The sequence below is a fragment of the Shewanella sp. SACH genome, from assembly GCF_001887095.2.
In the GTDB taxonomy this organism is placed as follows: domain Bacteria; phylum Pseudomonadota; class Gammaproteobacteria; order Enterobacterales; family Shewanellaceae; genus Shewanella; species Shewanella baltica.
Genome location: NZ_MPDG02000001.1, coordinates 1,008,922 through 1,031,852 on the forward strand (window position 1 = coordinate 1,008,922; position 22,931 = coordinate 1,031,852).

Annotated in this window: 18 protein-coding genes, 1 tRNA gene and 1 pseudogene; 15 read left to right on the forward strand and 5 right to left on the reverse strand. The window is 45.8% G+C overall.

The window, feature by feature from the left end:
• Positions 1-3: 3 nt before the first annotated feature.
• The 3 genes from BM607_RS04445 (at position 4) to BM607_RS04455 (ending at position 1,813) form a co-directional block, all read left to right on the forward strand.
• Complete coding sequence (locus BM607_RS04445) at positions 4-489, forward strand: nitrate reductase cytochrome c-type subunit (RefSeq protein ID WP_071939723.1); 486 nt, start codon at positions 4-6, stop codon at positions 487-489.
• 8 nt (positions 490-497) lie between these two features.
• Positions 498-1,085 carry a cytochrome c3 family protein gene (locus BM607_RS04450; protein ID WP_006081409.1) on the forward strand — a complete coding sequence of 196 codons (588 nt, stop codon included), beginning with the start codon at positions 498-500 and terminating at the stop codon, positions 1,083-1,085.
• Between the two features lie 362 nt (positions 1,086-1,447).
• Positions 1,448-1,813, forward strand: a complete 366-nt coding sequence (locus BM607_RS04455) for a DUF1801 domain-containing protein (RefSeq protein WP_083548611.1) — start codon at positions 1,448-1,450, stop codon at positions 1,811-1,813.
• 283 nt (positions 1,814-2,096) lie between these two features.
• Here BM607_RS04455 and asnS read toward each other — a convergent pair whose 3' ends face one another.
• The gene (asnS, locus tag BM607_RS04460; RefSeq protein ID WP_006081411.1) at positions 2,097-3,497 is read right to left on the reverse strand and encodes an asparagine--tRNA ligase; all 1,401 of its coding nucleotides are present in this window, start codon (positions 3,495-3,497) and stop codon (positions 2,097-2,099) included.
• Positions 3,498-3,647: 150 nt separating this feature from the next.
• Here asnS and BM607_RS04465 point away from each other — a divergent pair, with 150 nt between their 5' ends.
• On the forward strand, positions 3,648-3,983 hold the full coding sequence (locus tag BM607_RS04465; protein WP_012587797.1) for a hypothetical protein: 336 nt from the start codon (positions 3,648-3,650) through the stop codon (positions 3,981-3,983).
• Between the two features lie 44 nt (positions 3,984-4,027).
• Here the strand turns inward: BM607_RS04465 and BM607_RS04470 are convergent, their stop codons facing one another.
• Together BM607_RS04470 and pabB are read right to left on the reverse strand one after the other, a co-directional pair.
• The gene (locus tag BM607_RS04470; protein WP_006081413.1) at positions 4,028-4,615 is read right to left on the reverse strand and encodes a CoA pyrophosphatase; all 588 of its coding nucleotides are present in this window, start codon (positions 4,613-4,615) and stop codon (positions 4,028-4,030) included.
• A 31-nt stretch (positions 4,616-4,646) separates the two neighbouring features.
• Positions 4,647-6,059: an aminodeoxychorismate synthase component I gene (gene pabB, locus BM607_RS04475; RefSeq protein ID WP_071939724.1), complete on the reverse strand. Its 1,413-nt coding sequence runs from the start codon at positions 6,057-6,059 to the stop codon at positions 4,647-4,649.
• Positions 6,060-6,178: 119 nt separating this feature from the next.
• On the opposite strand from pabB, the gene BM607_RS04480 reads away from it, so the two are divergent.
• The 4 genes from BM607_RS04480 (at position 6,179) to BM607_RS04495 (ending at position 11,912) form a co-directional block, all read left to right on the forward strand.
• A complete protein-coding gene (locus tag BM607_RS04480; RefSeq protein ID WP_006081415.1) occupies positions 6,179-7,723 on the forward strand; it encodes a fumarate hydratase in 1,545 nt (514 codons plus the stop codon).
• 322 nt (positions 7,724-8,045) lie between these two features.
• Positions 8,046-10,097, forward strand: coding sequence for a S9 family peptidase (locus tag BM607_RS04485; protein WP_006081416.1), 2,052 nt, complete (start codon positions 8,046-8,048; stop codon positions 10,095-10,097).
• A gap of 258 nt (positions 10,098-10,355) precedes the next feature.
• Positions 10,356-10,814, forward strand: coding sequence for a GNAT family N-acetyltransferase (locus BM607_RS04490; protein ID WP_071939725.1), 459 nt, complete (start codon positions 10,356-10,358; stop codon positions 10,812-10,814).
• Positions 10,815-10,976: 162 nt separating this feature from the next.
• Positions 10,977-11,912, forward strand: coding sequence for a M14 family metallocarboxypeptidase (locus tag BM607_RS04495; RefSeq protein WP_071939726.1), 936 nt, complete (start codon positions 10,977-10,979; stop codon positions 11,910-11,912).
• A 248-nt stretch (positions 11,913-12,160) separates the two neighbouring features.
• Here BM607_RS04495 and adhE read toward each other — a convergent pair whose 3' ends face one another.
• Positions 12,161-14,764: a bifunctional acetaldehyde-CoA/alcohol dehydrogenase gene (gene adhE / locus BM607_RS04500; RefSeq protein WP_071939727.1), complete on the reverse strand. Its 2,604-nt coding sequence runs from the start codon at positions 14,762-14,764 to the stop codon at positions 12,161-12,163.
• 318 nt (positions 14,765-15,082) lie between these two features.
• On the opposite strand from adhE, the gene BM607_RS04505 reads away from it, so the two are divergent.
• From BM607_RS04505 to BM607_RS21770, 7 genes and pseudogenes are all read left to right on the forward strand, one after another.
• Positions 15,083-15,715 carry a YchE family NAAT transporter gene (locus BM607_RS04505; protein ID WP_006086441.1) on the forward strand — a complete coding sequence of 211 codons (633 nt, stop codon included), beginning with the start codon at positions 15,083-15,085 and terminating at the stop codon, positions 15,713-15,715.
• A 147-nt stretch (positions 15,716-15,862) separates the two neighbouring features.
• A pseudogene (locus BM607_RS22280) lies at positions 15,863-17,106 on the forward strand (methyl-accepting chemotaxis protein); the annotation flags it as partial.
• A gap of 213 nt (positions 17,107-17,319) precedes the next feature.
• A tRNA-Ser gene (locus BM607_RS04520) sits at positions 17,320-17,407 on the forward strand.
• Positions 17,408-17,764: 357 nt separating this feature from the next.
• Entirely contained in the window at positions 17,765-19,000 is a 1,236-nt protein-coding gene (locus BM607_RS04525; RefSeq protein ID WP_071939730.1) for a tyrosine-type recombinase/integrase, read from the forward strand.
• A gap of 127 nt (positions 19,001-19,127) precedes the next feature.
• Entirely contained in the window at positions 19,128-19,958 is an 831-nt protein-coding gene (locus BM607_RS04530) for a HepT-like ribonuclease domain-containing protein (RefSeq protein WP_083548616.1), read from the forward strand.
• A gap of 427 nt (positions 19,959-20,385) precedes the next feature.
• Positions 20,386-21,453, forward strand: a complete 1,068-nt coding sequence (locus BM607_RS04535; RefSeq protein WP_071939731.1) for a hypothetical protein — start codon at positions 20,386-20,388, stop codon at positions 21,451-21,453.
• 131 nt (positions 21,454-21,584) lie between these two features.
• Positions 21,585-21,761, forward strand: coding sequence for an AlpA family phage regulatory protein (locus tag BM607_RS21770; RefSeq protein WP_140393418.1), 177 nt, complete (start codon positions 21,585-21,587; stop codon positions 21,759-21,761).
• Here BM607_RS21770 and BM607_RS04540 read toward each other — a convergent pair.
• Positions 21,680-22,857, reverse strand: a protein-coding gene (locus BM607_RS04540; RefSeq protein ID WP_087486472.1) for an IS3-like element ISSba5 family transposase whose coding sequence is annotated in 2 segments (ribosomal slippage) — positions 21,680-22,599 and positions 22,599-22,857 — 1,179 coding nt in all. Because the reading frame shifts where the segments join, the coding sequence is not laid out codon by codon here. The two genes, BM607_RS21770 and BM607_RS04540, sit on opposite strands and share 82 nt — an antisense overlap.
• Positions 22,858-22,931: the final 74 nt, after the last annotated feature.

The following is a 22,931-nucleotide window of genomic DNA, read 5'->3' on the forward strand; positions in this document are numbered from 1 at the left end:
ACGATGAAAACTCTACAATTAGTTTCAGCGATCGGTTTACTGGCATTCGGTTCATTGATGATGACAAGCGTATCTGCCACCAGTATTCCCGACGAAAAAATAGCGACCCTGAGACAAGCACCAATTGATGTGGAACCGACGCCGCCGGTGATGCAAAACGTGCGTAATACCGATGTTAAGGAAGTGCGTAGCTACCCCATGCAGCCGCCTGTGATCCCGCACAAAATTGACGGTTATCAGCTCGATCTTAAAGTGAACAAATGTATGGCCTGCCATGCCCGCAACCGCATTGGGGAATCCCAAGCACCTATGGTCAGCGTCACGCATTTTATGGACAGGGATAATAACTTCTTAGCCACATTATCGCCGCGCCGCTATTTCTGCACTCAGTGTCATGTGCCGCAGTTGGATGCCAAGTTACTGGTCGAAAACGACTTTGTGGACATGGAACATTTGATCAAAGCCAACACTGAGCAGAAAAAACACTAGGAGTTAGCATGTTAGATAAACTGAAAAAAATCTGGCAGGTACTCAATCGTCCGAGTGTGCATTACAGTTTAGGTTTTTTGACCTTAGGTGGCTTTGTGGCTGGAGTGATTTTCTGGGGCGGCTTTAACACAGCCCTTGAAGCGACCAACAAGGAAGCCTTCTGTATCAGTTGCCATGAAATGGAAAACAACGTCTATCAAGAGTTACAGACGACAATTCACTTTACTAACCGCAGTGGTGTGCGGGCAACGTGCCCAGATTGCCATGTGCCCCATAACTGGACCGATAAAATCGCCCGTAAAATGCAGGCATCTAAGGAAGTGTGGGGTAAGGTTTTCGGTACGATTAACACCCGTGACAAGTTTGAAAGTAAACGGCGCGAACTGGCTGAGCATGAGTGGGCGCGATTAAAGGCCAATGACTCGCTCGAGTGCCGTAACTGCCATAACTTTACGTACATGGACTTTACCCGCCAATCACCCAGAGCGGCGCAGATGCACTCAACGTCACTGGCGAGCGGCGAAAAGACCTGTATCGATTGCCACAAGGGGATTGCTCACCATCTCCCCGATATGGCGGGTGTGAAAGGCTTCTAATCTTAAACAGAGTGAGACCTCGTGTGGCTTAGCGTGACTTAGGCTCGTGTTAGTTTTACTTGATGTTGCTTATGCTCAGTGTTGCTTAGTGTTATTTAAGGTTAGTTAGATATCGCCAGCCAAAGGCCAAGCATACCTATGCTTGGCTTTTTTATTGATTGTAATGGCAGCATTGCATTGCGACTTCACTTGGTAGTTGGCATGCTGAGATAACGTTTAAGCGATTGATTTTGTTTATGAGTGCCTGACGGGGTTTTATTCCGTTCACTGCACAGGATACAATCGACAGAGAATCGTTATTGTATGATAGAGGTCAGTATGAAAAGGCCGCTATGGAAAATACCATTACGCAGGAGGCGATGATGAATGAACAACTTGAAAAACTCTTAGCAGACATCGGTTTTATGAGCCAGAGCCTGCTTGAAATCGTGCAGGGCGTGCGCCAAACCGTTAAAGCCACTGCCGCCGTATCCTCGCTCGACATCTCTGAAATTGTTAAATACGGCGGAATACTCTTTAGCGCGAAGAGCGCTTTTGGTGGGGTGTTTGCCTATAAACAGCATGTGTCATTGGAGTTTAGCTTGGGCGCAAACCTTAGCGATCCACACAAGGTACTCGAAGGCAGTGGCAAATTTCGCCGCCATATCAAGTTAACTTCAACTGATGATATTACTGCCAAACACGTGGCGGAATATATCAGGCAGGCGCTGCATCAAGCGGATAAGTAATAAGTGGATTAGTATTAAGTGAATGAGTGGCTGGCTGTTTCGCCTTATGATGTTAGGTAATAATGTTAGGCATTAGTGTTGGGTCGTGATGATAATTTATGGTGCTAACTCATGGTATTAGCTCAGAGTATTAGCTAAGCATGCTATCAAAAGCGCAGAAACAAAAAAGGAGCTGATTATTCAGCTCCTTTTCGTTTTGCTAAGGCGCAGTAGCGACGCCTTAGCTTATATTCTAATGTTGAGCTTGTTACTCCAAAGAGCCACAAACCCAAATAAAGGGATATTAGAAGTTCGCAGTGCGCGGTGCACGTGGGAACGGGATAACATCACGAATGTTGTTAACGCCCGTCACGTAAGACACTAAACGCTCAAACCCTAGACCAAAACCTGCGTGTGGCACTGTGCCATAACGGCGCATATCACGGTACCACCAGTAATCTTCTTGGTTCAGATCCATTTCGGCTAAACGCATATCCAGCACGTCTAAACGCTCTTCACGTTGAGAACCGCCGATGATTTCACCGATACCTGGGGCTAACACGTCCATCGCGGCAACGGTTTTACCGTCATCGTTTAAGCGCATGTAGAAGGCTTTGATATCTTTCGGATAGTTCTTCACTACCACAGGGGCTTTGAAGTGTTCTTCGGCTAAGTAACGCTCATGCTCAGAAGATAAGTCGATACCCCAAGACACTGGGAACTCGAAGGTTCTGCCACAGTTTTGCAGAATTTCAACCGCATCTGTGTAATCCACTTGTGCAAAATCGCTTGAAACGAAAGATTGCAGACGGTCGATCACTGTCTTATCAACGTGCTGGGCGAAGAAGGTTAAATCGTCCATACGCTCAGTCAATACGGCATTGAATGCGTATTTCAACATCGCTTCGGCAAGGCCAGCGATGTCGTTTAAGTTAGCGAAGGCCACTTCAGGCTCAACCATCCAGAATTCCGCTAAGTGGCGGCTAGTGTTTGAGTTTTCAGCACGGAAAGTCGGGCCAAAGGTATACACTTTTGACAGTGCACAGGCGTAGGTTTCAGCGTTCAACTGGCCAGATACGGTTAGGAAAGCTTCTTTACCGAAGAAATCTTTATCGTAATCGACTTTTCCTGCATCAGTACGTGGCAGGTTTTCCATATCTAAGGTCGATACGCGGAACATTTCACCGGCACCTTCACAGTCAGAGGCGGTGATAAGTGGGGTCGATACCCAAATAAAGCCTTCTTCGTGGTAGAAGCGGTGAATCGCTTGGGATAAACAGTTACGCACGCGGGCAACAGCACCAATAATGTTAGTGCGTGGGCGTAAGTGCGCTAATTCGCGTAAATGTTCAATTGAGTGACGTTTAGCGGCCATTGGGTAAGTGTCTGGATCATCAACCCAGCCAGCAACTTCAATATCAGTCACTTGTAGCTCAAATGCTTGACCTGCGCCTGGAGATTCCACCACGTCGCCTGTCATCACAACAGAACAACCCGCAGTCAGCTTTAACACTTCGTTGTCGTAATTATCTAAGCTATTGGGCACGACACCTTGGATAGGATTAAAGCAAGAGCCGTCATAAACAGCTAAAAAAGAGATGCCGGCTTTAGAGTCACGACGGGTTCTGACCCAGCCACGAACTGTGACTTTAGAACCGACGGCGTGCTCACCTTTAAATACAGATGCGACAGATGCGATGCTCATTGTTGCTTAATTCTCCAACGAAACGTTTTATATGAAAATTTTGGAGGTTTATATTACCTTGCTGGTGGCTTTTCTCAAGCTGAAAAAGGTATCCTGAGGTTAATATTACCAATATTTAGCGATATCATGAGTTAAACGGCGGGAGGCTGTATGAGTAAAGTTAGAATATTTCAAATTATCCTCGCGACATTATCTATTTTAGGCTGGGCATTGGCCGTCTATGCGTTATTGGTATTCAGTGATGCAAGACCTGATCGCGAAGTCGGCGATTATTTAAGCCGTGGCGCGACATTTAGAGTCCATTGGGATCCACACGAAACCCAGTTATTACAGTATTTGATTTGGACCTGTGGCGGCATTAGTTTGGTCAGTTTAGCGTTTAACTATTATGTCGCCCACCATAGCCGTATGGGATATTGGTTTAACATTCCCATGTTGCTGTTAACCTCGATTGTCGCCGGTTTGTATATTCACTTGGTGGTTTAAATTAGCCAGTTGGCTTTTTAACGGTTTAGCGATGGTAAATTAAGTCAGAGAATATCGGCAGGAATGCTTAACTGGCGGCACAGATGGTCGATAATGGCGGCGGTCGCGCCCCAGATAAAGCGTTGTTGATAGGGAATAAAATGCACGCTGTAGTAGCGCCCTTGGCGTAAAAAGCGTTTTTGGTGGCGATTGCTCGGCTCAATAAAAAAGCTTAATGGCACAGTAAAGCAATCGGCTACCTCACCGGGATCGAGTTTCCAATCAAAGGCCTGCTTGATAATGCCGACCACGGGCGTGATTTCAAATCCGGTAAAAGTATTGTGGGCCGGAAATGTGCCTACCACATCGACGTTATACCGCGATAATCCAATTTCTTCTTCAGCTTCCCTTAACGCAGCCGCAATTGCATCGACATCGTAGGGCTCAATTTTACCGCCGGGGAAACTGATCTGTCCTGGATGGGCGCGAAGGTGCATGGGTCTTTGGGTTAAAATCAGATTCAGTTCACCGTTGATATCCTGCAGCGGGATCAACACTGCGGCTTTGCGCAGTCCAAGGTGTGGGAAGGCCGCCGGATCTTGCAGCGCTAAAGGGTGCAGATTAAATCTGAGTCTAAATTCCGCTTGATCCATCGACGTTCTCGTTACTGTTTAGTATGAAAGCTTACGGCTTTTGCGGCTCTGCGCCAAGTAAAGGCAAAATCCGGCTGATCTTATCAAAGGTTTCTTGGTACTCGGCATTCACTTCTGAATCTGCCACTATGCCGCCGCCCGCCCAGCAATAGAGTTTGCCCTGCTCAGCCACAATAGTGCGAATGGTGATACTGGTATCCATTTGGCCATCTTGGCTGATATAACCCATAGAGCCACAGTACAGACTGCGCCGTGAAGGTTCGAGCTCTTCAATAATTTCCATGGCGCGAATTTTTGGTGCGCCGGTAATTGAGCCGCCGGGGAACGCCGCGCGCAGCAAATCGCTGGCGCTGTACTTAGCATCAAGCTTAGCCGTCACAGTACTGACAAGGTGATGCACGGCAGGAAAGCTTTCAATCTCAAACAGATGCGGTACTCGTACCGAACCAGCAGCTGCCACTTTGCCGATATCATTACGCAGCAAATCGACAATCATGACATTTTCGGCGCGATCCTTTGGCGAGCTGGCAAGGGTGCTCGCTGCTTTGGCGTCGAGCGCGGGATCCGCGTGACGCGGCAGCGTGCCTTTGATGGGTTTAGTCTGAATATCATCACCGCGAAGTTGAATAAAACGCTCAGGTGAAATTGATAAAATTGCGTTATGTGGCAGACGCATAAAGGCCGAGAAGGGCGCTTTATTGGCATTACGCAGTTGGCAATAGGCCGACCATTCGTCGCCTTGATAGCCAGCTTCAAATCTTTGGGTTAAATTTATTTGATAGCAATCGCCGCTGTGCAAATAGGCTTGTACTGCCTCAAATTTGGCCGTGTATTGGGCTTTATCGATTTGTGCTGCCCATGGGATTGTGAGCATGAATTCGGCGGTATTTGGCTTATGCGCCATTTTCGCTTGAATTTTATTCAATTCAATGTCGAGTGCTGCTTCACCTAAATAGTGCAATAAATGCCAACACTGGGCTTGGTAATCATAAACTAACGCCCAGTCGTAAAAGCCGATGTTCATCTCCGGCAGTTGAATATCTTGCTGGGCGCTTGTTGGCAGGGATTCGATGCGACGGCCTAAGTCGTAACTAAAGCTGCCCATGGCGCCGCCACTGAAGGGCAGAACGCAATCAAAAGATTTTGCATACCAATGATTTAATAAAGTGTTGAGCAGGTCGAAGGGATCACGGTTTGGGTCCATCGCCTCGGGTAAGCTCAAGCTCGTATCGATGAGCTTTATATCGCTACGCTCGCCCTGAGTCACTAATGTTGCGATGGGATTGGCGCAAATGATGTCGAATCGAGCGTCCTGATGCGGCGCGTTTGCCGAATCTAACAGGATTGCCCATGGGTCATTGGCAAAGTGTTCGAAGAGTGCTGTGGTGCTTAATGTCCAGTCAAGTTGGCGTGATGCAAGCTGTTTTGACGCCCTAATTGCCATCGATTAACCCTATTCAAAATGTGATGTAGCCCAAAAAGATGGGAAAGAGTATCATATTGGCCCAGAAAGAATTAAACAAAAATAAGTTAGGCCGCAAAGGCTGCTGGAGCGCTCCTACTATGTCATCTAACCATGAAATGTCTGTCAATTCTGTGATTAAGCAAGCCGACTTTATTGAAAGTGTGGCGGATGCTTTGCAATACATCTCTTATTACCACCCGAAGGATTTTGTTGATGCCATGAGCCAAGCTTATGAGCGTGAACAAAGTGCGGCGGCGAAGGATGCCATTGCCCAGATATTAATTAACTCGCGTATGTCCGCCGAAGGCAAGCGTCCTCTGTGTCAAGACACTGGGATTGTGACCACCTTCGTTAAAGTTGGTATGGGTGTCCAATGGGACAAAACCGATATGACAATTCAGGAAATGGTCGACGAAGGTGTTCGTCGTGCTTATACCAATCCTGATAACCCACTGCGTGCATCAATAGTGTCAGATCCTGCGGGCAGCCGTAAAAATACCAAAGATAACACGCCATCTGTGGTGCATATCGACATGGTGCCAGGCAACCACATCGAAGTAGCGATTGCGGCCAAAGGCGGCGGCAGTGAAAATAAAGCTAAGATGGTGATGTTAAACCCATCTGATGATATCGCCGCTTGGGTAGAAAAAACGTTACCGACGATGGGCGCAGGCTGGTGTCCACCGGGTATGCTGGGTATCGGCATTGGCGGTACGGCAGAAAAAGCCGCCGTATTAGCCAAAGAAGCACTGATGGAAAGCGTGGATATCCATGAGTTGATGGCCCGTGGCGCGCAAACGACCGAAGAAAAGCTGCGTTTAGACATTTTTGAGCGCGCGAACAACTTAGGTATAGGTGCCCAAGGTCTCGGCGGTTTAACCACAGTGTTAGACGTTAAAATCAAATCGGCGCCAACCCACGCGGCTTCAAAGCCTGTGGTGATGATCCCTAATTGCGCGGCCACTCGCCACGTACATTTCCATTTAGACGGCTCAGGTCCAGCTGAATTAACGCCACCATCATTGTCAGATTGGCCAGAAATCACCCGTGAAGTGGGTGATGATGTGCGCCGCGTTAACTTAGATACTGTGACCCAAGCGGATATCGAGCAGTGGCAGAGCGGTGAAACTATTCTGCTGAGCGGTAAAATGCTCACAGGTCGTGATGCGGCCCATAAGCGCATTCAAAGCCTCATCGAAAGTGGTGAAGGTCTGCCAGAAGGCGTGGACTTTACCGGTAAATTTATTTACTACGTTGGCCCCGTTGATCCAGTAGGCACTGAAGTTGTCGGTCCTGCGGGCCCAACCACGGCAACCCGTATGGATAAATTCACTGACTTAATGTTAGAAAAAACTGGCTTGATGGGCATGATAGGTAAAGCTGAGCGCGGCCCAGCGACAGTTGAATCGATCAAAAAACACAAAGCGGTATATCTGATGGCCGTTGGCGGCGCAGCGTATTTAGTGTCAAAAGCGATTAAACATTCTCGCGTCGTGGCTTTTGCCGATTTAGGCATGGAAGCGATTTACGAGTTTGACGTGCAAGATATGCCAGTGACTGTGGCTGTGGATTCAAACGGCGTGAACGCCCATGAAACTGGCCCAGCAATTTGGAAAGTGAATATCGCCAACGCGAAAGCCTAAGTGGGAATGAAGCTAAGGCGTTAGCGGATTGAACTTGATGGCTTTTTAAGCAAAGCAGTTTAAGTTTGCGCTCTGATATCGGTTGCTTCGGTAATCTGATATCTGTTCCTTACACAAATCATTGCGCCACTGACATTTTGTCACAAAAAAATACGCTCAGGTTCGCCATTTGGCTTGCCTGAGCGTTTTTGTTTCGATAGTGTGGCAAGCTTATCTTCAAAAGATACGATCTCAGATCGTTTTTAACATTCGTGTTTGCAGCAATGATGATTATCGAATATTTGCAAGCCTCGAACCTGTTCAACAAAAGACGGACATAACAATGAAAATAGCTCCTCTCCTATTGGCGCTCGGCGCCGCAGGCTTGGCGTTATCAGCCCAAGCGGCCGATCCAACGCCTTTTACTGTGCAACAACTCATTAAACTCAATAAGATGCATTCTGCGACTGTGTCCCACGATGGCACTAAATTAGTTTATGGTCTTAAAACGGTAAACGATAAGGGAGAGGGCAGTTCTGATCTGTATCTATTGGATCTGACTGACACTAAAGCGAAGCCGTTACAACTGACCTCTGCCGCAGGCACTGAGCACGATGTGAGTTTCGCCACTGACGACAAATCAATTTATTTCCTTGCCGGTCGTAGCGGTTCAAGCCAGCTATTCCAACTGCCATTAACGGGCGGTGAAGCGGTTCAAGTTTCTGATTTACCTTTGGATATAGATGGTTACAAACTATCAAACGACGGTAAACAAGTTGTACTTAGCATGCGTGTATTCCCAGAGTGTAAGGATTTAGCCTGCTCAAAGGATAAATTTACCGCTGAATCTGAGCGTAAATCGACGGGGCGCGAATACAAGCAGTTAATGGTCCGCCACTGGGATACGTGGGAAGATCACGCCCGTAGCCACTTATTTGTTGGCGCAGTCAACGGTGAAAAACTGACTAAAGTTGTTGATGTCACCCAAGGGTTAGACACTGAAACACCGCCCAAACCATTCTCGGGTATGGAAGAAGTGACCTTCACCCCAGACGGCAAATTCGTCGTTTATAGCGCTAAAGCGCCGAGCAAAGATCAAGCTTGGACCACAAACTATGATTTGTGGCAAGTGCCTGTTACTGGCGGCACTGCAACTAACTTGACCAAAGATAATCTCGCATGGGATGCGCAGCCAACGTTTTCGAGCGATGGTCGTTACATGGCCTATTTAGCGATGAAGAAGCCGGGTTTTGAAGCGGATCGTTACGGCATCATGCTGCGCGATACTACCACTGGCCAAACCAAAGAAGTGGCGCCATTGTGGGATCGTAGCCCAAGCTCACTTATGTTTGCCCCTGACAATCGTACCTTATATGTCACGGCGCAAGACATAGGCCAAGTGTCTATTTTCCAAGTGAATACCCAATTTGGCGATGTGCGTTCTATCTACAGCGATGGCACAAACAGCTTAATTGCGGTCACTAACGATGAACTGATTTTCGACAGCAAAACCTTAGTTGAGCCAGGCGATCTCTACAGTATCACTACAGATGGCCAAGGGCTTAAGCGTCTGACCGAAGTGAACAAAGACAAGCTAGCCGAGATCAAGTTCGGTAAGTTTGAACAGTTCAGCTTCAAGGGTTGGAATAACGAAGACGTCTACGGTTACTGGATCAAACCGGCTAACTTCCAAGAAGGCAAAAAATACCCGATTGCCTACTTAGTGCATGGCGGACCGCAGGGTTCATTTGGTAATGCCTTCAGCGGTCGTTGGAACGCGCAGTTATGGGCGGGTGCGGGCTATGGCGTTGTCATGGTTGATTTCCACGGCTCTACCGGTTACGGCCAAGCCTTTACGGATTCTATCAGCCAAGATTGGGGCGGTAAGCCATTAGAAGATCTGCAAAAAGGCCTAGCGGCAGTGAGCCAACAACAAAAATGGCTCGACCCGCAAAACGCCTGTGCGCTCGGTGGTTCTTACGGCGGCTACATGATGAACTGGATCCAAGGTAACTGGAACGACGGTTTCAAGTGTCTTGTTGACCACGCAGGTCTGTTCGATATGCGTTCTATGTACCATGTGACCGAAGAGTTATGGTTCCCAGAGTATGAATTTGGCGGTACTTACTCAGATAACAAAGCCTTATATGAGAAGTTTAACCCAGTTAATTATGTTGAAAACTGGAAAACGCCCATGTTAGTGATCCACGGCGAGAAAGACTTCCGTGTTCCGTATGATCAAGGTTTAGCGGCCTTTAGCTTTATGCAGCGTAAAGGTATTCCATCTGAGTTGTTGATTTTCCCAGATGAAAACCACTGGATCTTAAAACCTGAAAACTTAGAGCAATGGTATGCCAATGTGTTAGGTTGGATGGACCGCTGGACTAAGCAGTAACTGCCAGCACAATAACAGACTGTTTAATGACAGACAGTGAATGACAGTGTAATAAAAGACGCAAGGCTCGCCCTGATAGGGTTATCATCGGCGAGTCGTTGGATGCGATTGATTATTGAAGTGTTTTAAGCAGAGCGCTTTAAAGAAGCTAAGCGTTTGCAATTAAGCGCTCTTGTTCAGCGTTTTTACAAAGCCAGGACTCTGTTCTGGCTTTTTATTGTGTCATGGAATGGTTTTATTTTTAATCAAGGAGTTGAGATGAATATTCGAGCCGCAACCTTAACTGATATCCCTGAAATAAGCGTATTGCTCACTCAATTAACCCAAGATTTTATTGCCCCAACTTGCACTGCAGAGGGGGTTACAATCTTAGTCAATGCTATGTCGATAGAAGCGATTGGTAGCTACTTTGCTATGGGTTATCAGTACCATGTCGCCATAACGGACTCGGGCCAACTCGCAGGCGTAGTGGGGATGAAGGCGAATAGCCACTTGTACCATCTTTTTGTCGCCTCCCATGCACAGGGGCAAGGCGTGGCGCGAATGTTGTGGCAACATGCCAAAGCTCAGTGTGTAGCTCAAGGCAATCCGGGCGTATTTACCGTGAACTCGGCGCTGAATGCGCAGGCTGTGTACTTAGGCTTTGGCTTTGTGCCCCTTGGACCCGAGCGAGATCGCGGTGGCATCCGTGATATCCCCATGCAGCTGACGCTTTAGGTTGACTGCACTCATTTATCATCCAAACACGAGCACTATCATTCGACTGAATAGCAATTCAACGAAAAAGCTTGAGCGAGAAGAGCTTGAACGAATAGAACTTGAATAAAAAGAGCTGGAATAAAAAGAACTTTACCGAATAGAACTAAAAATAGAGGAATTATGGCAAATTTAACATTTTATCCCATCGGCACCGCTGGCGAGAAATGGGGCGAGGCTGAAAAAGTCGCATGGCTGACGAGCACCCAAATCAAGCGTTCATATCAAGATGATGTTGTGACGCCACTCAAGGCGATGGAAGCTGAGCTGTCTGCGCTTGGGCTTGGCATTGTGCAATATGGCGCTTTGTCGATTAACGCCGAGCGTTACCCATTATTTGCGGTAAAAAGCCAACAGTTTGATCCACAAAAGCCAACCGTGCTGGTGACTGGCGGCGTGCATGGTTACGAGACCAGCGGTGTGCATGGCGCATTGGCCTTTTTAACGAATGAAGCGGCGAATTACGTGCAACAGGTGAACTTAGTAGTTGCCGTGTGCGTGAGTCCTTGGGGTTACGAGACTATTAATCGCTGGAATCCAAAGGCTATCGATCCGAACCGTTCATTCTATGCCAACAGTCCTGCTGAAGAATCGGCGGCCTTGATGGCTTTAGTTGCTTCAGTTGAGCAAGGTTTTGATGTGCATGTGGATTTACATGAAACCACAGATTCAGATGAGCTAGAGTTTCGCCCAGCGCTTTGCGCCCGCGATGGCATTGAATATGATAAAGGCACTATCCCAGATGGCTTTTATGCTGTGGGTGATAGCGAACATTCAATGGATGCTTTCCAAAAAGCCATTATTGATGGCGTGAGTAAAGTAACCCATATTGCCCCTGCCGACGAGAAAGGTGAGATCATTGGCTCGACAGTGGTGCAACACGGAGTGATTAACTACCCGCTTAAGTCATTAGGGCTTTGCAGCAGTGTCACGGGTTGTATCTATAACACCACGACAGAAGTGTACCCAGATAGCCCAACAGCCACGCCTGCCGAATGTAATCTGGCGCAGGTTGCGGCCATCACCAGCGCCATCGATTATGTACTGGCGCAGCGTTAGTCGCTGTTTGTTGTGATGACCAGTTTATTGATATTAAGTTTATGGATGATTAGCTTAGTGCTCGTAAGTTGAGCTAGCGGCTAGTGAAGTGATTTTGCGTGCGATCGATTAATGCATCGACTCCTTAATTAGATCATTCACTGAACATCACACAGTAAAAAGCCCTCATTCGAGGGCTTTTTCATTTATGTCGCGCTACGTTTATTTAGCATGCGCTTAGCATGCGCTTAGCATCGTTAGGCGATTGCCTAGTTGTTATCGCTATAGTCACGGCCATAATAGCTATCGAGGAACAGTTGTTTCAGCTCGTTAATCAATGGGTAACGTGGGTTGGCACCGGTACATTGATCATCGAACGCATCTTCGGCTAATTCATCTAACTTGGCGAGGAAGTCGGCTTCGTTGACGCCGGCTTCTTGGATAGAAGCAGGAATGCCAATCGTCTTCTTGAGGTGTGTGATTTTCTCAAGCAATTTTTCGACTTTTTCTTCATCCGTTTTTCCGCCTAGTTTCAAGTGATCTGCGATGGCAGCATAACGGCACAGGGCTTTTGGCCTGTCGTATTGGCTAAAGGCCGCTTGCTTAGTGGGCAGATCCGTTGCGTTAAAGCGTATTACGTTATTGATCAATAGCGCATTGGCTAAGCCGTGGGCGAGATGGAACTCGGCGCCCAGTTTGTGCGCCATTGAGTGGCAAATCCCGAGGAAAGCGTTAGCAAAGGCGATACCTGCGATGGTGGCGCCATTGTGGACCTTTTCACGGGCGACAGGTGACTGTGAGCCCAAGTTGTACGCATCGGGTAAATATTTGCACAGTAAGTCGAGGGCTTGCAGTGCTTGGCCATCGCTATATTCGTTAGCCATCACGCTGACATAAGCTTCAAGAGCATGGGTCACCGCATCTATGCCACCAAAGGCGGTCAGAGATTTAGGCATGTCCATCACTAGATTTGGGTCAACAATCGCCATGTTGGGCGTGAGTTGATAATCGGCAATCGGGTATTTTTTACCGGTAATTTCGTCTGTCACTACCGCAAAAGGGGTGACTTCTGAGCCTGTGCCTGAAGTGGTCGGAATAGCCACCATCATGGCTTTGGTGCCCATTTTAGGGAATTTGTAGATACGTTTACGAATGTCCATAAAGCGCAGCGCCAAATCGGCAAAATCCACATCGGGATGCTCGTACATCACCCAAATAATCTTCGCCGCATCCATTGGTGAGCCGCCGCCGAGTGCAATAATCACATCGGGTTTAAAGCTTTGGGCCACCTTAGCGCCTTGACGGACTATGGCTAAAGTGGGGTCGGCTTCAACATCGTAAAAGATTTCGGTTTCAAGGCCTTGGGCCTTTAAAATCCGCATGGTTTCGTCGCAATAACCGTGGTTAAACAAAAATCTGTCGGTGATGATCAGCGCGCGTTTTTTATCGCTCAGTTCTTCGAGTGCGATGGGTAAACTGCCGCGGCGGAAATAGATGGATGCAGGAAGCTTGTGCCACAACATGTTTTCGGCCCTCTTAGCGACGGTTTTTTTGTTGATCAGATGGCTCGGGCCAACGTTTTCTGAAATCGAGTTGCCACCCCAAGAACCACAGCCTAACGTCAGCGAAGGCGCTAGTTTGAAGTTGTACAGATCGCCAATCCCGCCCTGTGAGGCAGGGGTGTTGATCAAGATACGCGCCGTTTTCATTCTAAAACCAAAGGCATGCACACGTTCAGTTTGGGTATCTTGGTCGGTATAAAGCCCTGAAGTGTGGCCAATGCCGCCAAGTGCGACTAAAGCTTCAGCTTTATCCATGGCATCGTTAAAGTCGATGGCGCGGTACATGCCAAGCAGTGGTGATAGTTTTTCATGGGCGAAGGCTTCGCTGTCGCAAATGTCGGTGACTTCACCAATCAACACTTTGGTCCAGTGCGGCACTTCAAAGCCGGCCATTTGCGCGATACTGGCGGCGCTTTGGCCAACGATATCGGCATTCAAACCGCCATTTTTTAAAATGACCTGCTGCATCGCCGCGGTTTCATCCTTCGATAGCATGTAGCCACCGTGAGAGATAAAGCGCTCTTTTACTTGCTCATAAATACTGTCAACCACAATCACCGCTTGTTCTGACGCACAAACGACGCCATTATCGAAGGTTTTTGACATGAGAATCGAACTGACCGCGCGTTTGATGTCGGCGGTTTCATCGATAACAATAGGCGTGTTACCCGCACCTACACCAATCGCGGGTTTACCGGAAGAGTAGGCGGCTTTCACCATGCCTGGGCCACCAGTTGCGAGGATCAAGTTGACCTTAGGGTGAGTCATCAATTGATTCGACAGTGCGACGCTTGGTTCATCAATCCAGCCAATAATGTCTTTAGGTGCACCCGCAGTTATGGCAGCATCGAGCACTAACTTTGCTGCAGTTGTGGTTGAAACTTTGGCCCTTGGGTGGGGCGAGAAGATAATCGCGTTACGGGTTTTAAGGCTGATTAAGGCCTTAAATATCGCGGTCGATGTTGGGTTCGTGGTCGGTACTATGCCACAAATGATACCCACAGGTTCGGCAATGGTGATAGTGCCGAAGGTGACGTCTTCAGATAAAATCCCGCAGGTTTTTTCATCTTTATATTTGTTATAAATGTACTCAGAGGCAAAGTGGTTTTTGATCACTTTGTCTTCAACGACACCCATGCGGGTTTCTGCGGCGGCCATTTTCGCCAGCGAGATACGCGCATCGGCAGCGGCAAGGGCCGCTGCGCGGAAAATTTTATCGACTTGCGCTTGGCTGAATGTCGCATATTCGGCTTGTGCTTTCGCTACACGCTCGACCATGAGATCCAGTTCTTGTGCATTGGTCACTGTCATGATTAATACTCCTAAAAAGATTTAGTGAATCAAGGCATTCACTAAATCTTCTTTATGGTAGAAAATTACACCTAAAGCCGCATTGAAAGTGTGACACCACCGACAATATCGGGCTTTTATGTAATAAAACTACACTTAGGGTAACTTGTTTGTTTAAAATTGCGTTGAAAATGCATCGACTTCGATAACTAAATATTATTCGAAGTTGTGATTTAACCTCAAAAATCTCATTTTTCAGTCAATAGCGCTTGAGATACTATACTTGCCCTCAAGCAAATTTTGATGAAGACGGCGTGACACGCACATAAGGATAGCAACTTGGAGTTAACTCTTTACGTTAAATTTTTTCTTGGCCTAGTTGCCATCATCAATCCGGTCGGGTTGTTGCCTGTGTTTGTGAGCTTAACCAGCCATCAAACTGAAGCTGAGCGAAATCACACGGGTAAAGTGGCTAACTTTGCGGTTGTGGTGATCCTCTTAGTCACGATTGTGGCGGGTCAGCACATTCTGAATATGTTCAGCATTTCGTTATCTGCCTTTAGGATCGCGGGTGGTAGTCTGATCGCCATTATTGCGATGTCGATGTTGCAAGGTAAATTAGGTGAAGTGAAGCGCAACCAAGAGGAAGACCGCGAATCTTCGGCGATGGAGTCGGTGGCGGTTGTGCCTTTGGCTTTACCACTGATGGCCGGACCTGGTGCTATCAGTTCGGTGATCGTCTTTGCCGCCGAGCATAATTCATTGTCGAACATCATTGCGATGTTCATTACTGTGATTGTGTTTGGTTTAGTGAGTTTTGGCTTGTTTAGAATGGCATCCGTCATCTATAAGATTTTGGGTAAGACGGGGATTAACGTCATTACTCGTCTTATGGGGCTGTTGATGCTATCTATAGGTATTGAAGTGATTGCGGCAGGTGTAAAGGGATTATTCCCGCAGCTCTTTAGCTAGAGTCGTATTACCCCGCAGAATTGAGTTTTTCCTTCTTTTTACGAAACGCATTGGAGTTTATCCCGTGCGTTTTTTTGTTTTTATCAGTGACTCGTTTGATGTTTATCAAGTTTATCCCGCGGTTTACCTTACCCGAAAAGCCAAATCTTAGTGCACGAATTACAAAAAGAGCGCGGAATGAGTGCAGGATTTATCGGCTCAGCAGGAAAAGCCTTCGCCAGTAAAATACCAAGCCAAAGACAGTTAACGGATACGCAGCTTAGTCTCAATCAGCAATATTTGCTCCTGAACTTAAGGAACTTAATTCACAGTTAGGGCGATTAAATTCAATTCGCTCACAGGTGGGCAGTTTAAGTATCAGCGTCGCCGACGAAGTCGCCTATTACACTGAGTTAAATAAGTTACTACTGGCGATAGTCGATGAAACCGCAAAAACGGGTGCCAACCAAGAAATCGCCATCAAAGCTGCTGCCTTTAGTGCTTTTTTGCAATTAAAGGAGAGGGCGGGGATAGAAAGGGCGGTGTTAAGTTCAACCTTCGGCCAAGCCGGATTTAAGCCTAAGGTTTACGCTAAATTTATTACCTTAGTTTCGGAGCAAAATACCTATCAACAACGGTTCTTAGCATTAGCAGACTCAGATTTGTTAGCGGCATTTAATCGTTTGCAGAGTTCTGCGGCAATGCACGATGTTGAGTTGTTACGTCAGCTTGCATTTGAACAAGACAATCAAAAAATCCAGCAACAAAGTCCCGAAGATTGGTTCAGTAAATCAACCGTACGGATTGAGCTATGACGTGAGTTTGAACAGCAAGTCTCGGCAGATTTATTCAATACCATCCATGAAAGATTATCCTTAGCAAATGAAAAAATGTTCTTAGTGCTCGCGACCTTAATCTCAGTATTGGCGATAGTGTTGATATTGAGTTTATCCGTGATCCGCTACTTGCACGACAGCGTGCATCACTTGTATTCGACCATTACGCAAGCCCGCAAACATTACGATTTAAGCGTACGTTTGACTCAAACAAGCTCGGACGAGTTCGGTGAACTTGCCATCGCCTTTAACGACATGATGAGTGATTTTGAAAAGGTGATCCTGCATGTGCGTTCCAGTGGCGCGAAACTGCAACAAGCCGTGGCGCAAATGGATGTATGTACTCACGCCATGGAGCAAGATGTGATGGCGGGGCACAGCGAGGCCGAGCAAATTGCCACCGCAACCCACGAGCAATCGGCCGTATCCGAAGACGTAAACCGTAATGCATTGAAGATCAGTGAGATTTACCTCAATACCCAAAGGATCTCCGATGAGCTTAGGGAACTGACCAAAGCCCTGACGTTTGACGCGAATTTAATGTCAAAAGAAGTACACAAATTTACCGTCAATTAATGGTATAAAACGGTGAAAAGATTCTGTTAATCACGGCGGTTTGTTTAGCAATTGTGCAACCGCCTGAAACTGAGTCTTTTTTACTTGACCCCCTTTAGGCTTTTGCGTACAGTACCGCTCCGTTAACGATGAAAGCCTCTCGGCAAGGCTATATGAAATCGCTAGCGATTATTAAACGTGAAAGATTAACCACGCTAACATAAATCGACATATGGTGAGGTGTCCGAGTGGCCGAAGGAGCACGCCTGGAAAGTGTGTATACGGTAACGTATCGAGGGTTCGACTCCCTCTCTCACCGCCAAATTCAAGTTTAAAGACGTCCTAGGGCGTCTTTTTTCTTATCTGCTTTTCATAAAAATCAAAAGCTTACAATCCGATATTGTTTAATGCCATCCTACAGTATCCGAAATCTTTAGTAATGCCAAAAGTAATGCCAAGGAAATTTGGCAAATTTTGGCATTACTTTTCACATCAAAAAATACCCATTTTTTATGCCGTTTTTTCACTTGATTTTCTCGATTTTATAGCCCAGATTTAACTTGGCAATATCCTGATTTATCTGAATTTATTCAGTGATAAGTAATGCTTGATTTTAGAGTGCGAAATAATGCCAAAATCAAGCATTACTTTGGGGCTTAATTTGAGGGGGTAGAACGGTATGGGAAGGAGTACAAATAAGCTGACTGCAAAAGCGGTGCTCAATGCTAAAGCGGAAGCAAAGCCCTATAGATTGTCAGATGGTGGCAATCTCTATCTCTATGTGCGCACTGCAGGGAAAACGTGGGAATTTAGATACATACGTCCCTCCACCAGCAACCCCACCTATTTTGGTTTAGGCTCATATCCTGACGTATCCTTAGCTGAGGCGCGAGATAAAGCGCTAGAAGCGCGAAAAAACTTGGCCGAAGGCATCGACCCTCAATTACTTAAAGTTGAAAACAAATTAAAAGCAGCAACAGAGAACGCTCAAACTCTCAAGCATATTGCGCAAATGTGGATGGACTCAAAGCAGGGAAGCATTAAGCCTAAAACCATCGAAGGCAATTGGCGCAAGCTTGAGCTGTATGCCTTCCCTAAACTGGGGAGTATTGCGATTAGCAGACTCACGGCTCCTATAGCCATTGCCGCGCTCAAGCCCCTAGAGCAAAAGGGGCATCTTGAAACGGTTAAGCGTACCGCTCAGTTGCTGAATGAAATCATGAACTATTCGGTTAACTCTGGTTACATTCATGCCAATCCGTTGTCAGGTATTCGAGAAGTTTTTAGAAAAAGCAAAGTGGAGCATCTGAAGGCATTAAAACCAGCAGAGCTAGCTGAGTTGTTGCAGACCATTGCAAACGCCAATTTATTGTTAACGACCCGGTGTTTGATTGAATGGCAATTGCACACAATGACCAGGCCAAATGAAGCGGCCGGAGCCCGTTGGGAAGAAATCGATTTTGATGCCAAGCTTTGGACTATTCCTGAATCACGCATGAAAATGAATCGTGAGCATATTATCCCGCTTACAGAGCATGCTCTCGCGATACTCGAAACTGTTAAGCCGATTAGTGAACAGAGCCAATTTGTCTTTCCATCATCTAAAGATCCTAAAAAGCACACAGATCCTGAAACCATCAACAAAGCATTAGGGCGAATGGGATTAAAGGGAAGAACAACGGGGCATGGTTTACGCTCACTGGCGAGTACTACCTTAAACGAGCAAGGCTTTGATGGTGATGTTATTGAGGCAGCGTTAGCTCATGTTGATAAAAACCAAATCCGCAGTGCCTATAATCGCACGACCTACCTAGAGCGACGGACCAAGTTAATGGAGTGGTGGAGCAACCATATTGCCACTGCAGCAGTTGGCTCTTTGTCAGTAACAGCTACTTCAAGAAAATTAGGGGCATGACCTGTAAGTCCGAATAGAGATTATCTCCCTGAGTCAAAAGGTTAGGGGACGTGACAAACGAATCTAACCTGTTAAGTCCGACTCAGGGTTGTTACTCTTACTTCATGACTAACCTAAAGCCAAGCCAATGACTATTGACCAGAACCAGCATTTGCACCAACTAAACGCTTTAGCTGCAAGCCATTCTGAGGTGGCGGTATTATGGCTTTATGGTTCGCAGGCGAAAGGAAATGCTAGCGAGCATAGCGATTGGGATTTAGCCGTCGCATTCGACCCGGTAAAGGCGGACAGTGTGCTTGATACTCGTATTAGAGCCGAACTGCTCGCTATGGATTGGCAAAGGGCATTGGGGCTAGCCGAAGGGAAGCTTTCCGTTGTCGATATCAATCTAGCACCTATCCCTCTGGCTTTCGGAATCATTAATGCCAACAAACTTATCTTTAGTCGAGATGAAGGTCGAAGAATGCAAGAAAAGTCTCGCATTATGTCGCAAATGGAACTCGATTATTCAGCCCCAAGCCACTTTATTATTTTGGATAATGCCTATATCACGTCATTGAGTTTAAGCCTTAGCCAGTACCAAGCCGAGTTTGGAGAGTTACGTCAATTACTTAGTCAGCGTTCCTTATCTAATCTCGAATATCGAGCAGCAGAGCGAATACTACAGGTCTCTATTGAAGCTTGTATTGGCATTGCAAAACATTGGGCTAAAGCACTGGCTGGATATAGTCCGCAGGATGCTTACCAAGCATTTGAGATCCTGTGTCAACGAGGTGCACAACCAGCCGATGAGTTAAATGACTGGCGTAAAGTGATATGCCTGCGTAATGCACTGGTACATGATCATTTGAATATTGACCCTGAGATCATCCGCAGTGTGATCTCTCAAGGTTATAGCGATAGATTATTTGCCTTTGCAGAGCAGGGGTTGGAATGGTTATCGCTTAAGAAGGGCTAAATGGGGCCCTCTTGGCTTTTATATAAGTTAAAAATGAAAATCACTAAAGTGAACTTGTTTGCTTAAAACCTAAGACTGGGGTGTTTGTGTTTATTACACTTTTGAATTTAAGCTCTCGTCTGTGTTGCCATCAAGTTTAGCATTGTTAACTCTTTGCCTAGTCAAAACATCCATTCAACAAGTTAGCCTTACTGCATTCAGTGATTTCTTCATGTTTACTCTGCGTCCCCGCTTTTCCACCTCGGTTATTGGCTCAACCTTGGGATCGGCTGTAGTGGCTGATTTCGGTATTTTCGTTCTCCTGAGTGCCCTGATTTATATGTTATCTCAAAATCAGTTGGCTCAGGCTTAGGTTGACACACAGGGACCTTGTTTGCTATTTCTGCTATTAGTAGCAAAAATAGCAGACAGTTAAGGATATAAGTCTATGGAAAGGGTGGTTCAGCTATCGTCAGTCAATTTGAATAAAAGTACAGCCTCTGTCATAAAATTTTTGATGGATAAGGATAGGCCGATATTTTTCAGAGTGCCTGATAATAAGAATGCATGGGTTATTAAACGCGCTAGTGATGATCTACTTAAATGGATACAAGGAAAAATAAAAAATTCAAAGGAAGTTAGGCCTTTCATTCCTTACTGTGTTGCTAAAAGGGATAAGGAACAACAGTTTGAAAAAGATCTTCAAAAAATCACTGATGTCCAACTCATAAAGGGTGTCAGCTACGGTTGTCTAGGAGCAAATGAACTATCCATTTTTCTTACACACAAAAACATAAGAATCAATAAATTAGATTTAATCATGATTTTTGACTCCAATGGTGAATTGAATTTAGCAGTAGAAACTCGCCGAAGTCAAAAGTCTAATATTCAGATGATTGATGACAAACCAATTTCTCGTACCGTCCTGAAATCCACCTCTTGTGGTGAAATCCTATTCACCAATAAAACCGTTGATTATTGGGCTAAAGATAATAGTACGCTAAATGACATCGTTGGGATTGATGTTACCTTCGATTCATTAGCCGTCTATGAGTCAGACATTCTCAATTTTATACACAATGATCTGGATTCTATCCCCCATGATAGTCCTTACTACATTCCAAAGGATTTGCGCAAGCAGAGTGATCTTGATCAATTAGCAGCGTTAGGTTATCAACTTTTCTCAAATAATTGTAAATCAACAATCACATCCAAGGATCTGGCTGCAAAAATAGGACATACAATAGGATACACTGGTAAAAAAGCTGTTACTGCAGCTCATTTCCTAATCCCAAACCCTAAGGGTAATAATATTAGAGATCTATCGGTCAACGATAATGCTAATCCAGATTGTAATTTCCCCTTTTTGGTACAAGCGTTTGCGTTACATGGCAGACACATCAAACCTGAGGACATGTCAAAAGTAAGTTCTCTATTAATCACATACTTCAATGACCATAAATTTTCAGTGGATAATACAAAATATGCTGAGCTTATTTTACGAAAAAAAAGTTAGGGTGATGTAAATCTCTTTTAAATCAAATCCTTGATTGATTGGGGGAGTGATTTCCATCCATTCGCCCCCTTATTTATTATTTTAAGACTACTTATAGTGACCTCACACATTTACATATAAAAGAGGTGACTATGTTTGATGCAACTCCTAGCTATTCAATTATTAGACTTGTTAGCGTTATTCAGTTAACTGGACTCTCACGCTCTACCATCTATGACTGTAGTGGTCAAGTAAAATTGGCCACGGTTTTAGAGTCATTCCAATATAAACGTTCTGACTCATTTGGCGTTAACCCACCATTATATTGATGGGGTCTGGTCTCACTGTAATATCCAGTGATGTAATTTGTGATCTCTTTATCTGCTTCAGTAAAATTCCCATAACCACTGGCGGGTATCCACTCAGATTTCAAACTTCTAAAGAAACGCTCCATTGGTGCGTTATCCCAACAATTCCCGCGACGACTCATACTTTGCTCAATCTGAAGACGCCATATTAATTGTCTGAATTTCAAGCTCGTGTAATGCGAACCTTGATCGCTGTGATATATCACATTCTCAGGCTTACCCCTTAACTCAAATGCCATTTTCAAAGCTTTACAGGTCAGCTCACTATCTGGTGATAATGACAAAGCCCATCCAACAGGTTTGCGGGAAAATAAGTCTAAAACAACGGCTAGATAGGCCCAGCGATTACCGACCCAAACATACGTCACGTCGCCACACCACACTTGATCTGGTTGAGTTACTGCAAACTGTCGATTAAGCGTATTGGGGATTGCAACATGCTCTTGTGTCGCTTTCCGATAAGAATGCTTAGGCTGCTGACAGCTTAATAACCCAAGCTTTTTCATTAAATTACGGGCTCGATAACGACTGAGACCAATCCCTTTGTTAGTCACTAATTGCGCTATCGTTCGCGCACCGGCAGAGCCATGACTAATACGATGTGCGGCCTTCACTTCACTGCATAAAATAGTAAAGTCTGTATCAATATGTTCTTTTCTTTTTAGCCAATACTTATAGCTACTTCGATGCACTTTGAATGCATTACAAATTGTGAGAATAGAGTGGCTCTGCTTGAGTGCGCTGATTAGCGTAAATTGTTCATCGAGTCTGACATCAAGAGAGCGGTAGCCTTTTTTAGGATAAGATTGTGCTCCTCAAGACGAGCTATTTGCTTCTTCAGCTCACGGATTTCAATTTGTTCAGGGGTAATCGGAGATGCTTTTGGTGTGCCACCCTGGCGTTCTAGTTTTAACTGTCTCACCCATTTATCCATAGTGGACTTACCTACGTTCATCGCCTTTGCAGCTTCGATGATGCTATGGTTTTTATCGAGGACTAATTGGGCTGCTTCAAGTTTGAATTCAGCACTAAATGTTTTTCTGGTTGTTGCTCTCATGTTTTCACCTAAAGTCATCTACGAGGCAATAATATCACCTCTATTTAGGTGGCCAAAATTAGTGTGCCACTACA

What these genes read in the sequence shown, in the direction of transcription:
- BM607_RS04445 (WP_071939723.1), top strand. Translation starts at nt 4, where the DNA reads ATGAAAACTCTACAATTAGTTTCAGCGATCGGTTTACTGGCATTCGGT.
- BM607_RS04450 (WP_006081409.1), top strand. Translation starts at nt 498, where the DNA reads ATGTTAGATAAACTGAAAAAAATCTGGCAGGTACTCAATCGTCCGAGT.
- BM607_RS04455 (WP_083548611.1), top strand. Translation starts at nt 1,448, where the DNA reads ATGAATGAACAACTTGAAAAACTCTTAGCAGACATCGGTTTTATGAGC.
- asnS (WP_006081411.1), bottom strand. Translation starts at nt 3,497, where the DNA reads ATGAGCATCGCATCTGTCGCATCTGTATTTAAAGGTGAGCACGCCGTC.
- BM607_RS04465 (WP_012587797.1), top strand. Translation starts at nt 3,648, where the DNA reads ATGAGTAAAGTTAGAATATTTCAAATTATCCTCGCGACATTATCTATT.
- BM607_RS04470 (WP_006081413.1), bottom strand. Translation starts at nt 4,615, where the DNA reads ATGGATCAAGCGGAATTTAGACTCAGATTTAATCTGCACCCTTTAGCG.
- pabB (WP_071939724.1), bottom strand. Translation starts at nt 6,059, where the DNA reads ATGGCAATTAGGGCGTCAAAACAGCTTGCATCACGCCAACTTGACTGG.
- BM607_RS04480 (WP_006081415.1), top strand. Translation starts at nt 6,179, where the DNA reads ATGTCATCTAACCATGAAATGTCTGTCAATTCTGTGATTAAGCAAGCC.
- BM607_RS04485 (WP_006081416.1), top strand. Translation starts at nt 8,046, where the DNA reads ATGAAAATAGCTCCTCTCCTATTGGCGCTCGGCGCCGCAGGCTTGGCG.
- BM607_RS04490 (WP_071939725.1), top strand. Translation starts at nt 10,356, where the DNA reads ATGAATATTCGAGCCGCAACCTTAACTGATATCCCTGAAATAAGCGTA.
- BM607_RS04495 (WP_071939726.1), top strand. Translation starts at nt 10,977, where the DNA reads ATGGCAAATTTAACATTTTATCCCATCGGCACCGCTGGCGAGAAATGG.
- adhE (WP_071939727.1), bottom strand. Translation starts at nt 14,764, where the DNA reads ATGACAGTGACCAATGCACAAGAACTGGATCTCATGGTCGAGCGTGTA.
- BM607_RS04525 (WP_071939730.1), top strand. Translation starts at nt 17,765, where the DNA reads ATGGGAAGGAGTACAAATAAGCTGACTGCAAAAGCGGTGCTCAATGCT.
- BM607_RS04530 (WP_083548616.1), top strand. Translation starts at nt 19,128, where the DNA reads ATGACTATTGACCAGAACCAGCATTTGCACCAACTAAACGCTTTAGCT.
- BM607_RS04535 (WP_071939731.1), top strand. Translation starts at nt 20,386, where the DNA reads ATGGAAAGGGTGGTTCAGCTATCGTCAGTCAATTTGAATAAAAGTACA.
- BM607_RS21770 (WP_140393418.1), top strand. Translation starts at nt 21,585, where the DNA reads ATGTTTGATGCAACTCCTAGCTATTCAATTATTAGACTTGTTAGCGTT.